General features: G+C 69.1%; 11 protein-coding genes. 7 read left to right on the forward strand and 4 right to left on the reverse strand.

Features of this window, described 5'->3' with window-relative positions; all coding sequences use genetic code 11:
• Positions 1-75: 75 nt before the first annotated feature.
• Together B140_RS13160 and B140_RS0101775 are read right to left on the reverse strand one after the other, a co-directional pair.
• A complete protein-coding gene (locus B140_RS13160; protein WP_083912191.1) occupies positions 76-720 on the reverse strand; it encodes a DUF3558 family protein in 645 nt (214 codons plus the stop codon).
• Positions 721-890: 170 nt separating this feature from the next.
• Positions 891-1,412 (reverse strand): hypothetical protein, encoded by a 522-nt coding sequence (locus B140_RS0101775; protein ID WP_018117634.1) that lies wholly within the window; start codon positions 1,410-1,412, stop codon positions 891-893.
• Between the two features lie 157 nt (positions 1,413-1,569).
• On the opposite strand from B140_RS0101775, the gene B140_RS0101780 reads away from it, so the two are divergent.
• The 4 genes from B140_RS0101780 to B140_RS0101795 all read left to right on the forward strand — a co-directional run bounded on the left by B140_RS0101780 (position 1,570) and on the right by B140_RS0101795 (position 7,076).
• Positions 1,570-3,456 (forward strand): ABC transporter ATP-binding protein, encoded by a 1,887-nt coding sequence (locus B140_RS0101780; RefSeq protein ID WP_026165877.1) that lies wholly within the window; start codon positions 1,570-1,572, stop codon positions 3,454-3,456.
• 52 nt (positions 3,457-3,508) lie between these two features.
• Positions 3,509-4,639: a MalY/PatB family protein gene (locus B140_RS0101785; protein WP_018117636.1), complete on the forward strand. Its 1,131-nt coding sequence runs from the start codon at positions 3,509-3,511 to the stop codon at positions 4,637-4,639.
• Between the two features lie 47 nt (positions 4,640-4,686).
• Complete coding sequence (gene brnQ / locus B140_RS0101790) at positions 4,687-6,015, forward strand: branched-chain amino acid transport system II carrier protein (RefSeq protein ID WP_026165878.1); 1,329 nt, start codon at positions 4,687-4,689, stop codon at positions 6,013-6,015.
• 65 nt (positions 6,016-6,080) lie between these two features.
• Positions 6,081-7,076, forward strand: a complete 996-nt coding sequence (locus B140_RS0101795) for an LLM class flavin-dependent oxidoreductase (protein WP_018117638.1) — start codon at positions 6,081-6,083, stop codon at positions 7,074-7,076.
• On the opposite strand, the gene B140_RS0101800 is transcribed toward B140_RS0101795, so the two are convergent.
• Together B140_RS0101800 and B140_RS12870 are read right to left on the reverse strand one after the other, a co-directional pair.
• Complete coding sequence (locus tag B140_RS0101800; RefSeq protein WP_018117639.1) at positions 7,073-8,944, reverse strand: BCCT family transporter; 1,872 nt, start codon at positions 8,942-8,944, stop codon at positions 7,073-7,075. The two genes, B140_RS0101795 and B140_RS0101800, sit on opposite strands and share 4 nt — an antisense overlap.
• A gap of 174 nt (positions 8,945-9,118) precedes the next feature.
• Positions 9,119-9,466, reverse strand: coding sequence for a hypothetical protein (locus B140_RS12870; protein WP_018117640.1), 348 nt, complete (start codon positions 9,464-9,466; stop codon positions 9,119-9,121).
• 114 nt (positions 9,467-9,580) lie between these two features.
• Between B140_RS12870 and B140_RS0101810 the strand changes: the two genes are divergently transcribed.
• Genes B140_RS0101810 through B140_RS0101820 form a run of 3 tightly spaced genes read left to right on the forward strand, consistent with a single transcriptional unit; the run spans position 9,581 to position 12,941 of the window.
• Entirely contained in the window at positions 9,581-11,161 is a 1,581-nt protein-coding gene (locus B140_RS0101810; protein WP_018117641.1) for an ABC transporter substrate-binding protein, read from the forward strand.
• Entirely contained in the window at positions 11,161-12,126 is a 966-nt protein-coding gene (locus B140_RS0101815; RefSeq protein ID WP_018117642.1) for an ABC transporter permease, read from the forward strand. Before B140_RS0101810 ends, B140_RS0101815 begins: the two co-directional genes overlap by 1 nt.
• Positions 12,123-12,941 carry an ABC transporter permease gene (locus tag B140_RS0101820; protein ID WP_018117643.1) on the forward strand — a complete coding sequence of 273 codons (819 nt, stop codon included), beginning with the start codon at positions 12,123-12,125 and terminating at the stop codon, positions 12,939-12,941. The genes B140_RS0101815 and B140_RS0101820 overlap by 4 nt, the downstream gene beginning before the upstream one ends.
• The last annotated feature ends 1 nt before the right edge of the window (position 12,942 follow it).

Below are 12,942 nucleotides of genomic sequence, written 5' to 3' on the forward strand. Positions count from 1 at the left end.
GTTTTAGCAATTCTAGAGAGAGAAGATATTTTACCTACCGCTCCAACAAGATTATCTTTCCGCAAGCTCAACATATCAAACATCCAACCTTTCAATTATGGAATTATGAATAGAGAGCGCAATCTTACACTCATCTTTCTCCACACCGTCACCGCTATAAGAAACTAGAACTCCCCACCGCCCCCTACTGGTATCCATAGAAGTAGAGCAACTGCCTCCATCGTCCACAAGATATACCCCTCTCTGATCAGACTCAGACAAAATCCTCAGACCAGTCGAACTGTATCTATCTTCCGATATCAGGTCAGAGAAGAGAGTAACTTCTGTGTCAGGAAAATAATCCCCTCCATCAGATAAAGAAAAATAACAGTTGGAATACCTACCTTCTTCGAAGAGGAAATTACCTTCCATCTCCCCCAACCCCGCCTCCGCAAAGACCTCGGCGGGTATCTCCGCGCAGGGATCAAAGAAGCGGAAGTTCGGATCGCTCGCATCCCAGGGCCCCACCTCGAAGGGCAGCCCACCGCTCTCGTTTTCTCCCCCTCCCCGCTTCTCCTCCCGAGCCGCCGATCCTGCGGCGGAGCCCACGGTTTCCGCGCCGCTCACGCCCACCGCCTCGTGGGCTATGATCCCCGTGTCCGTCGAGGAGCACGCCGCCGTCCCCGCGAGCAGAGCAACCCACAGGGGGATGAGGGCGCGCGTCGATAAGCGAACTGTCATGGATACCTCCCGGTGCAGCCGATAGAGCCAGCGAGCACCGTGCGCTCTGTGTGCCCGCGTTTTCTTTAGACTCCACCACGGGCCGCGCGGTTCCCGGTAGATATTCTTTCGATAGAAACGCCAAAGGCCCGTTGGCCACCCTCGCCAACGGGCCTCCCGCAGCCCAACCTTTAGAGGCTGCCCTCGAACTTCACGTTGCCGATCTCAAACTCGGCGTCGTAGAGGTTCCCCGGGGCCACGTCGAAGGCGTAGCGGAGGTTCGTGGTGGCGTGCGCGCCCAGCGGTCGGTCCAGCCCATCCTGCCCGGCCACGCCGGAGGCCTCGGCGTCCAGGCGGTCCACGGTGGTGCCCCCGTTGATGGTCAGGATCGGGTCTCCGATGGCGTCCTGCGGGATCGCCACGTCGTTGAGGTTGGTCACCTCGACGGTGAGGATGGACCCGCCGGCGTTGCCGCTGGCGGTGGCCTGGAGGTGCCAGCGCACGTTGAGCCCGGTGTCCACCACGGGCTCCCACCTGTTTTCGGCAACGATGGTCTCCACGTCCTCCGGCTGGAATACCGGAGTCTCCGAGGTGGTCACCTCGATGGACCCCTCCGGGTCGCCCACCTGGCCGTCGCCCTGGGAGCAGGCCGTGAGTACCAGGGCGCAGCCGCATGCCGCGCCCACGAGGGCGATCGTTTGCTTCGTTTTCACTTCGGCCCTTGCGCCTTCCTGCCGTGGCTGTCTTGATCCGTATTGCCGCCCAATTGTAGCCGCGCCACTGGCGGCGCTGGCAACCGATGGCATAATGGTTGCCCTGGCGCGCCCGCGCCGGTTTCCCATCACCTTATCTTTTCCGGAAGGCTTTTGCGTGCAATCGTTGTCCCGCATTCTGCGCAGCACCTCGGCACTGTGGCCGTACTATCTGGGCATCATCCTCACCGCGATCACCCGCGCGGCGTTGTCCCTGGCGTTTCCCTTCATCCTCAAGCACGCCACGGACACCATCGTGGGGGCCGTGGGAGGGGCGGGACCCACGGATGGCGTGGTGCGCACCCTGCTGTGGCTTTCCGCCGCCCTGTTCGTGGCGGAGCTGAGCTACACGGTGATGAACAACGTGGGCGGGTACGTCGGGGACGTGATGGCGGCGCGCATGCGCCAGATCCTGTCCACCCGGTACTTTGCCAAGCTGCTCGCCATGCCGCAGGGCTACTTTGATACCCAAGCCACGGGCGCGATTATCGCCCGGCTGGATCGCTCCATCTCCTCCATCACGCAGTTCCTGCAGTCCTTCTCCAATAACTTCTTTCCCATGCTGGCCACCACGGCGGCGGTGCTGACCATCTGCGGGTGGTACTACTGGCCGCTGGCGATCCTGCTGGCCGCGCTGTTCCCGCTGTACATGTGGCTCACGGCGCTGACCAGCTCGCGGTGGCAGCGCATCGAGCAGGAAAAGAACGAGCAGGTGGATCACGCGGGCGGGCGCTTTGCCGAGGTGGTGGGCCAGGTGAAGGTGGCCAAGTCCTTTGTGTCCGAGGCCCGCGAGCTGGATTCCTTCTCCCGGCGCTACGGGCGCACGATCTCGCTCACCCGGCGGCAGTCCCGGTTCTGGCATTCCATGGACACACTGCGCGGGGCGGCGATGAACGCCCTCTTCCTCGCCATCTACCTGGTGATCTTCTATCGCACGCTGCACGGCATGTTCTCGCTCGGTGACATGGTGATGCTGATTCAACTGGTGAACATGGCCCGCCAGCCGGTGTTCATGATGAGCTGGATCGTGGACACCGCGCAGCGCGCCATCGCGGGGTCGCGCGATTACTTCGCGGTGATGGGGCACGCCACGGAGGCCACCGCGCACCCGGAGATCGTCGCGGCGACCTCCGCCAATGACGTTCCCCGCCTCGATCTCTCCCCCGCCCCGGCGCTCGCGCCGGTTAAGGGCCGCCCCATGATCGAGTTCGACGACGTCTCCTTCGCCTACGAGGAGAACAAGCCGGTGTTAAAGGGCATGCCCTTCCGAGTGCGCGCGGGCGAGCGGGTGGCGCTGGTGGGCGAGTCCGGCGGCGGCAAGTCCACCATCGTGAATCTGCTGCTGGGCCTGTACCGCCCCACCTCGGGACGGCTGTCCGTGTGCGGGCACGACGTGGCCGATCTCCACAGCGCGCAGCTCAGGGCGTCGGTGGGCGTGGTGTTCCAGGAGCCCAACCTGTTTTCCGGGACGATCCGGGAGAACATCGCCTACGGCATGCCCGGGGCCAGCGAGGAGCGGATCATAGACGTGGCCCGGCGCGCCAACGCACACGGCTTCATCATGGCCTTCCCGGACGGGTATGACACGGTGATTGGCGAGCGCGGCCTGCGCCTGTCCGGCGGGCAGAAGCAGCGGATCGCGGTGGCCCGCGCCATGCTCAAGGACGCCCCGGTGCTGGTGCTCGACGAGGCCACCTCCGCGCTGGACACCAAGGCCGAGCGCGCGGTGCAGGCGGGGCTGGACGCCCTGATGGCGCACCGCACCACCCTGATGATCGCGCACAGGCTTTCCACCATCGCGGACGTGGATACCATCATCACCATCGACAAGGGCCGCATCGACGAGGTGGGCTCCCCCGCCGAGCTGGCGGTCTCCGGCGGCATCTATAGCCAGTTGCTGGCTTTGACCTCTTCTACCTCCGAGGCGGACCGCAAGCGCCTCGAGCGCTTTGGCTTCCGCGATCACGCCCGCGCCGGGGAGGATGAGGCCGAGGCCGAGGAATAAATAGACCACATTGTCTATGTAGCCGCCTCCCGACGCGCTACGCTGGGGAGTCATGCACACACCCGATCTCGATGCCCTGCGCTCCCGAGGCACGCGCAAGTGGACCGCCTACCCCCAGGACGTCCTCCCGGCGTGGATCGCGGAGTCGGACTTTGCCACCTGTTCCCCGGTCAAGGAGGCCATCCTGCGCCACGCCGAGGCGGAGTCCTTCGGCTACACGCCCGCCTCCTCGGACCTGCCGGAGGCCCTCTCCGAGTTTTCCGCCCGCCGCTACGGCTGGCGGCCCGACCCCGCCCACATCGTGGAGGTGGCCGACGTGGTGCGCGGGCTCACGCTCGCCGTGCAGTTTTTCACCCGCCCCGGCTCCCCGGTGGTGGTCCCCGTGCCCGCCTACCCGCCGTTCCTGAGCATCCCCGACGCCGCCGGGCGCGGGCGCATCGACGTCGGCGCCGGGGGCGGCATGGACCTCGACGAGATCGAGCGCGCCTTCGCCCGGGGCGCGGGCTCCATCCTGCTGTGCTCCCCGCACAACCCCCTGGGCTACGCCCTGGACGAGGACTTCCTGCACGGCCTGGTAGCGCTGGCCCAGCGCTACCACGCGCGCGTGCTGGTGGACGAGATTCACGCCCCCCTGGTGCTCGACGGCACCCACGTGGCGGCGGCCGGGCTCTCCGAGGCCGCGGGCCTTGCCTGCGTCACCGTCACCGCCACGTCCAAGGCGTGGAACATCGCGGGGCTCAAATGCGCGCAGATGATCCTGACCAACCCGGAGGATCGCCGCACCTGGAGCGGCCTCAACCCGGTGGTCAAGGACGGCGTGGGCACCCTGGGCGTGTTCGCGGCCGCCGCCTGCTACCGCCACGGCGGCCCCTTCCTCGACGAGCAGGTGGAGTACCTGCGCGCCAACCGCGACTGGCTGGCGCGCGAGCTGCCCGCGCGGGTGCCCGGCCTGCGCGTCACCCGCCCGCAGGCCACTTACCTGATGTGGCTGGACTTCCGCGATACCGCCCTGGCCGCCGATCCCGCCGGGCACCTGCTGCGCCACGGCAAGGTGGCGCTCAACGACGGCCGCCTCTTCGGTAAGGGCGGCCAGGGCCACGCGCGGCTGAACTTTGCCACCTCGCGGGGAAACCTGGAGGAAATTGTGCGCCGCATTGCACGGGGAGCCCACGCACGCGGGTAGTGTTGGTCTCTAATCTTTTGTTCCCTGCTCAAGGTACAGGTGACCCTATGACTAGAGAAAAGTCCTCCCCGATGCTGCTCATCGTCACGGCCTTCATGCTGTTCTCGATGTTCTTTGGGGCCGGAAACCTCATCTTCCCCGCCATGCTGGGCGTGGAGGCCGGCACGAGCTTTACCCCCGCGATCCTCGGCTTCCTCGCCACCAGCGTGGTGCTGCCGGTGCTCGCCATCATCGCCATCGCCATTTCCGGGCGCAACGTGCGCGACCTCGCCAACCGCGGCGGCGTGGTGTTCGGCCTGGTGTTTTCGGTGCTGGCGTACCTCTCCATCGGGGCCTTCTACGCCCTGCCGCGCACCGGGGCGGTGAGCTACTCCACCGCCATCCAGCCGCTCACGGGGTGGAACTCGCTGGCGTCCTCCGCGATCTTCAACGCCATCTTCTTCGGCATCGCGCTGGCGCTGGCGTACAAGCCCGGCAAGATCGTGGACAACCTGGGCAAGTACCTCACCCCCCTGCTGCTGATCCTGCTGGTGGTGCTGGTGGCGCTCTCGCTGACCACCTTCCACGGCGAGGTACTGGCCCCGACGGAAAAGTACGCGTCCACCCCCGCCACCACGGGGCTGCTGGAGGGCTACCTCACGATGGACTCCATCGCCGCGCTGGCCTTCGGCATCGTGGTGATCTCCGCCCTGCGGTACAAGGGCGTTCAGGAGGGCGCCCCCCTCGTGCGCGGCACCATCCTCGCGGGCCTGGGCGCGGGCGGCCTGCTCGCGGCCATCTACATCGGGCTCGGCCTGATCGGCCACACCATCCCCGATCCCGTCTCCTACACCGACGGCGCGGGGCTGCTGTCCGACGCCGCCCGGCTGACCATGGGCACCCCCGGCCAGGTGCTCTTCGGCGCGATCGTGCTGCTCGCCTGCATGACCACGGCGGTGGGGCTCATCGCCGCCACCAGCGAGTTCTTCGAGTTCCTCATGCCGGGCGTGCGCTACCACGTGTGGGCGGTGATCTTCTCCGTGATGTCCTTCGGCATGGCCACCATGGGGCTGGAGACGGTGCTCACCGTGGCGGCGCCCATCATCACCTTCATCTATCCCCCGGCGATCACGCTCATCCTGCTCACCCTCGTCGAGCCGCTGCTGCGCCGCCGGGTGCACCTCGTGCGCACCTTCCTCATCGCCATCTGGGTGTCCGTGGTGTGGTCCGCGCTGACCACGCTGGCGGACCTGGGCGTGGCGGGAGTCTCGCCCCTGGTGAGCTGGGCGCCGCTGTCCGATCAGAGCCTGGGCTGGGTGCTGCCCACCCTCGCGGGCGCGGTCGTCGGCGTTGCCATCGACCTCGCCAAGCCCCGCAAGGCCTCCTGGGTGGAATGATTCCCCGGGGCTCGCTGTTGCACGGGAGCAGTAAGCAACCTCCGCCCTAAGGAAGGACCGCTCCCGTGGCACCCGCCGTTCCCCTTTCCCTCATCGACTTCTGCACCGTGCACGAGGGCGAACGCCCCGGAGCCTCCATGGCCCGCTCGGTGGAACTGGCCCAGCGCGCGGAGGCGCTGGGCTTTTATCGCATGTGGTACGCCGAGCACCACAACATGCCCGGCATCTCCTCCTCCGCGCCCGCCGTGCTCATCGCGCACGTGGGCGCCCACACCTCCACGATCCGGCTGGGTGCGGGCGGGGTCATGCTGCCCAACCACTCCCCCTACGTGGTGGCCGAGCAGTTCGGCATGCTCGCGGAGCTCTACCCCGACCGCATCGACCTCGGCCTGGGGCGCGCCCCGGGCACGGACATGAACACCCTGGGCAGGGCGCTGCGGCGCGATCCCCACGCCGCCGAGAACTTCCCCGGCGACGTGATGGAGCTGGCCGGGTTCCTCTCGGAGAACTCCCCCGTTCCGGGCGTGCAGGCCGTGCCCGGCAGGGGCACCAACGTGCCCCTCTACATCCTGGGCTCCTCCATGTTCGGCGCCTCCCTGGCCGCCAAGCTCGGCCTGCCCTACGCCTTCGCCTCGCACTTTGCCCCCACGCACCTCACGCAGGCCACCGCGTACTACCGCGAGAACTTCCAGCCCTCGCAGCGCCACCCCGAGCCCTACGTGATCGCGGCCGTGAACGTCACCGCCGCGGAGAGCCACGAGGACGCCGAGCGCCAGACCCGCCTGGTGCGCCGGGAACGGGTGCGCGCCCTGGCCGCGCGCGGCAACCGCGACATCAGCGACGCCAACCTCGACCAGCTCGTTGCTTCCCCCGCCGGGCAGCAGATCGTCGAGATGCTGCACTACAGCGCCGTGGGCACGGGCGACGAGGTGCGCGAGTACCTCGACGGCTTCGCCCACCTGGCCCAGGCCGACGAGTTGATGGTCTCCGTGCTGGCCCCCACGGGGGAGGAGAGCTTCCGCGCCATGGAGATCCTGGCCCGGGTGTGGGGCCTCGGCTAGGAGTTTTCCTCCCACTCCCGGGCGGTCTGCGGGCGGGACTGCTCGATGAGCCGGAAGCGGGGCTGGGCCTCCCCTCCCTCGCCGGGCTCGTCCGTCATCTCGCCCTTGACCCCCAGGTCTCCGCCGATGACCACGTTGCCCGGCAGCACGATGTTGCCCTCCTCGTCGCGCTCCAGCGTGGGCGTGGGCAGCGCGTTGCCCTGCTCGTCGTAGCCGGGGGCGGGGCGCGCCTCGTGCTCCTGAAGCTTCTCGGGGCTGTCGGTGCGCTCCCAGCGGCGGGTGCGCACCCGCCGCGTCGCGGCGGCGTCGTCGCTCATGCCCTTGAGCAGGGAGTACATCATCACGAACTGCATGAGGAAGAAGGGGAAGGCCACGATAATCACCACCTCCTGCAGGGAGGCGATGCCCGTGTCCGGGGAGATCAGCAGCAGCGCCGTGCACACCGCGCCGATCATCACCGCCCAAAACACGCGGTACCAGGTGGGGGTCTTGTCCTCCTCGCCCGTGGCGAACATGTCGTTAACCAGGGCGGCGGAGTCGATGGAGGTGATAAAGAAGATCACGATGATCACCAGCGCGAAGCCCGAGACCACCCCGGCCAGCGGGTACTGGGACAGGAAGTTAAAGAGCGCGGCGGGGACGTCCCCCTCCTCCACCGCCGGGGTGGTGAGAAAGCCCGGGCGGCGCAGCTCCAGCTCGATCCCGGCGCGCCCGAACACGCTGAACCAGATCACCACGAAGATCGTGGGCAGGGCCAGCACCCCGGCGATGTACTCGCGCACCGTGCGCCCCCGGGAGATGCGCGCCACGAACATGCCCACGTAGGGCGACCAGCAGATGGTCCAGGCCCAGTAAAAGACCGTCCACTTGCCCTGCCAGCCGGGGTTGTCCTGGTAGGAGTCCGACCAGAACATGATGTCCGGCAGCCACGCGGCGTAGATGCCAAAGGATTCCACCGTGTGCCGCAGCAGGGTGAGCGTGGGGCCGGTGAACAGGATGAACAGCATGAGCGCCACGGCCACCGCGATGTTGAGGTTGGAGAGTACCTTGATACCTTTATCCAGCCCGGAGGCCACGGACAGGCAGCCCACGGCGGTGATGACCACGATGATGAGAAGCTGCACCCAGCTCACGATCGGGGTGCCCCACAGGGTGTGCATGCCCGCGTTGATCTGCAGCACGCCCAGGCCCACGGACACCGCGATGCCAAAGGTGGTGCCCACGATGGCCAGGACGTCGATGAGTCTGCCCGGCGCGGAGTAGATGCGCCCGCCCAGCACGGGGGCAAAGACCGAGGACAGGCGCGGCGGGAGCTTGCGCTTGTAGATGAAGTAGCCCAGGGCCAGGCCGGGCAGCGCCATGATGACCCACATGTGGATGCCAAAGTGGTAGAAGGTGAAGGCGAAGGCCTCCGTGATGGCCTCCGGGGACATCCGCGCGTGATCGGCCCTGGGCACGTTGTAGGCATGGTTGATGGGCTCGGCCACGCCCCAGAACATCAGCACCGCGCCCACCCCGCCGGCGAACAACATGCAGAACCAGGCCACCAGGCTGTGCTCCGGCTCCTCGTCGTCGTCCCCCAGGCGCACCCGCCCGTAGCGGGAGGCGAAGACCCCCAGGAGGAAGATCAGCATGAGGGAGACGCCGCCGATGTACATCCACCCGAGGTTGTCCAGCAGCCATCCGGCGGTGCGGGAGAAGGCGTCCCGGGCCACGGGGCCGAGCGCGAGGGTGAGGATCACGAAGGCCACGATGATCCCGGCCGCGGGGAGGAAGATGAGGGGATCGGATTGCAGCCGCCTGCGGGCGCGCGCCCTCGGCGCGGCGGGGTGCGCGCCGGGGCGCGCGTGCTGGGTGTCCTGGCTCATGGGGTACCGCCTCCTTGCTCGTGGAGAAATCCCGTTAAGGGTACCCGCGGCGAGCACCGGAGTGTGCCCTGCCCCACTTTTCGGCGTCGCGCCGACGCCCGTGCAGAGACGCCCGTGCAGAGAAAAGCCCCGGTCGCCGCGCGGCGACCGGGGCGTACGGCGTGCGCCGCCCGGTTAGGCGATGCGGAACTGCCCGTCGGCGTCCTTGACGATCACGTCCCCGCCGTGGGCCACCTGGCCGTTGGGCAGAGTCAGGGGGCGGTAGTCCTTTGTCCCGGCGTCGGGCTCCACGAAGTCCCCTCCCTCGAACCACGCGGTAAAGGCCTCCACGGAGGTGCCGGAACCGGAGAACAGGTGGGCCTCCCCCAGGGCCTCGGCGTGGACGGGCTCGCCCACGGCGGTCTGGGGCGCCTCGGGCACCACGGAGGCCTCGGGCACAGCGATCGGCTGGGGTTCGATGGGTTCCTGGTACACCGGGGCGTGCAGGGCGGTGGCGGAGAGCATGAGAGCGCTCAGCAGCATGGGGCCTCCTCGTAAGGCTCGTCGGGCGATGCTGAAAACACCTTTGATCCTACCAACCCGCAACCGGTTGGCACCCGCCCGGCCCGCGGCTCTTTTTCTGTTACTCTGCTCTGCATGCTTCTGCGGCATCCCGCCCGGCCCCTGGCGGCCCTCGTCCTCGGCGCCCTTCTGCTCGGCGCGACTGGCTGCTCCGCCGGGTCCACCGCGCTGACCGGCGCCGCCGGCAACGACCCCGCCCCCCACGGTTCCGCGCGGGAGGGCCGGGAGGGCACCGTGGTGCTGGCCGCCGGGGCCGCCCCCGCCTCCCTGGACTTCACCACCACCTCCGGGGCCGCCATCCCGCAGGCCCTGATGGGCAACGTGTACGAGACGCTGGTGACCATCGACTCCGCCGGGGAGATCCGCCCGGGGCTGGCCTCCTCCTGGGAGGTCTCCCCGGACGGCACCGTGTACACCTTCCACCTGCGCCCCGGCGTGCGCTTTAGCAACGGGGACGCCTTCACCGCCCACACCGCGCAGTTCTCCCTGGATCGGGTGCGCGGCGGCGCGTGGACCAACGGGCTCAAGGCGCAGATGGACCCGGTGGCCGATACCCGCGCCCTGGACGACCTCACCCTGGAGGTGCGCCTGCACCGGCGCTCGGTCTCCTGGCTGTGGAACATGGGGACGCTGGTGGGGGCCATGATGACCCCCAGCGGCGTGGATGACCTCGCGGCGCACCCGGTGGGCACCGGACCCTACGAGGTGGAGGCGTGGGCGGTGGGCAGCGCCCTGCGCCTGCGCGCTCGCCCGGACTACTGGGGCCCGGCCCCCGCCAACCGGGCGGCGGAGATCCGCTACTTTCCCGACGCCGTCTCCGCCGCCAACGCCCTGGAATCCGGGGACGTGGACGTGCTGTGGGCGCTGCAGTCCCCCGAGCTGCTGGACCCCCTGCGGGCGCGCGGGCGGTGGAACATCGACGTCGGCACCACCAACGGCGAGGTGTTGTTCTCCATGAACAACCGCCGGGAGCCCTTCGACCGCGTGGAGGTGCGCCAGGCGGTGCTCCACGCGGTGGACCGCCAGGCCGTGATCGACACGGTGTGGGAGGGTTACGGAGTGGACACCGGCGGCGCCCCGGTTCCCCCCACCGACCCCTGGTATCGGCCCTCCGGGCGCTACCCCTTCGACCCGGACCGGGCGCGCGACCGGCTGCGCCGGGCCGGCTTTGCCACGGACGGGAGCGACCCCCGCCTCGACGTCACGATCACCGTGCCCTCCCTGCCCTATGCCCAGGCCACCTCGGAGCTGGTGTACTCCCAGCTCCGCGACGTCGGCTTCCGGGTGACCCTCCAGTCCGCGGAGTTTCCCGCGGTGTGGCTGGCGCAGGTGCTCAAGGGGCACGACTACGACGCCTCCCTCATCGCGCACGTCGAGCCCCGGGACGTCCCCACCCTCTTCGGCAACCCGGACTACTACCTGGGCTTTGACTCCCCGCGCACGCGGGAGCTGCTGGACGCCGCCGACGCAGCGGCACCGGAGGACAACGCCGCGCTCATGGAACAGGCCGTGGATACCCTCATGGCGGAGGCCGCCGCCGATACCCTGATGAACCTGCCGAACATCGTGGTATCGCGCCCGGAGATCGGCGGCATCGAGCCCACCGCGGCGGTGGACTCCCTCCCGCTCGCGCGCATGGCAAAGGGGCGAGGCTGATGCTGCGGATCGTCTGCGGGCACGTCCTGCGCTTCGCGCTTCTCCTGGTCCTCGGGAGCCTCGCCATCTTCGGAATGCTGCGCGTGGTCCCCGGCAACCCGGCCGAGGTGGCCCTCGGGGTCACCGCCACGGATTCCGCCGTGGCGGAGCTCTCCGCCCGGATGGGCACGGACCGGCCGCTGCCCGAGCAGTACGCGCGCTGGGTGGCGGGCATGATCCGGGGGGACTTCGGCTCCTCCCTCGCCAGCGGCCAGCCCATCGGCCCGCTGCTGCTGGATCGCGGGGCGGTCTCCCTGATCCTCTGCGGCAGCGCCCTCGCCCTCTCCCTCCTCCTCGCCGTGGGGCTGGGCATACTCGCCACCCGCCGCCCCTGGGGCGGGATCGTCGCGGCGCTGAGCCAGGTGGGCATCGCCGTGCCCAGCTTCCTGGCCGCCATCGCGCTGGTGATGGTGTTCTCGCTGCGGCTGGGGTGGTTCCCGGCCAACGGCTGGGTGCCCCCGGGGGAGGACGTCGCGGGCTTCCTCTCCCGGCTGGTGCTGCCGGTGCTCTCCCTCACCGCCGTGCAGGCGGCCATCCTCACCCGCTACGTGCGCTCGGCCCTGCTCGAGGCGCTGCACCAGGACTACATGCGCACGGCCTACGCCACCGGCCGGGGCCGCGCTCGGGCGCTGATCGACCACGGCCTGCGCAACGCCGCCGTCCCCGTGCTCACCGTCACCGGGCTGCAGCTCACCTCGCTGGTGGTGGGCGCGGTGGTCATCGAGAAGGTTTTTGTCATTCCCGGGCTGGGTTCCCTGCTCTTAAGCGCCGTCAACGGACGGGATCTGCTGCTGGTGCAGGGCATTGTGATGGTGCTGGTGTTCTTCGTGCTGCTGGTCAACCTCGCGGTGGACGTGACCACTACCCTCATCGACCCCCGCCTGCGCCCCGCGCGCCGCGCCGCCGAGGAAGGACCCCCCGCATGATGCGCCGCCTCACCGCCCCCGGATGGGCGGGCCTGCTGCTGGTGGGCGCCGTGGTCGCCATGGCCCTGGTCTCCCTGGCGTGGACCCCGCACGATCCCCTGGCCGTCTCCCCGGATCATCGCCTCGAGGGCTCCTCCGCGCACCACCTGCTGGGCACGGATCGCTTCGGGCGCGACGTCCTCTCCCGCGTCATGGTCGGCTCCCAGATCACGCTGCTGGTGGGGCTGGTGTCCGTGGGCATATCCCTCGCCCTCGGCGTGCCCCTGGGCCTGTGGGCGGCGCTGCGCGGCGGGATCGTGCAGGCCGCCGTGATGCGCGGCGCAGACCTCCTGCTGGCCTTCCCCGCGCTGCTCCTGGCCATCCTCGCCGGGGCCGTGGTGGGCCCCTCCACGTGGTCCGCCATGGTGGCCATCGGCATAGCCGGGGTGCCCGGCTTTCTTCGCGTCACCCGCGCCGGGGCCCTCCAGGTGCTCACCCAGGACTACATCGCCGCCGCCCGCATCGCCGGGCGCAGCAACCCCGCCTTGGCCGTGGTGCACGTCCTGCCCAACATCGCGGCCACCCTGATCGTCCAGTGCTCCGTGGCGTTCGCCCTGGCGATCCTCGCGGAGGCGGCGCTGAGCTTCCTCGGCCTGGGCACCCCTCCCCCGGATGCCTCCTGGGGCCGCATGCTGGGCGACGCCCAGGCCTCCCTCGCCTCCGCGCCGCACCTGGCGCTGTGGCCGGGGGCGGCGGTGGCCCTCACCGTGCTGGGATTCAACCTCCTGGGCGACGGCCTGCGCGACGCCCTCGACCCCCGCGAGAGGAGGGCCTGAC

The organism is Corynebacterium mastitidis DSM 44356, assembly GCF_000375365.1.
Classification (GTDB): Bacteria; Actinomycetota; Actinomycetes; order Mycobacteriales; family Mycobacteriaceae; genus Corynebacterium; species Corynebacterium mastitidis.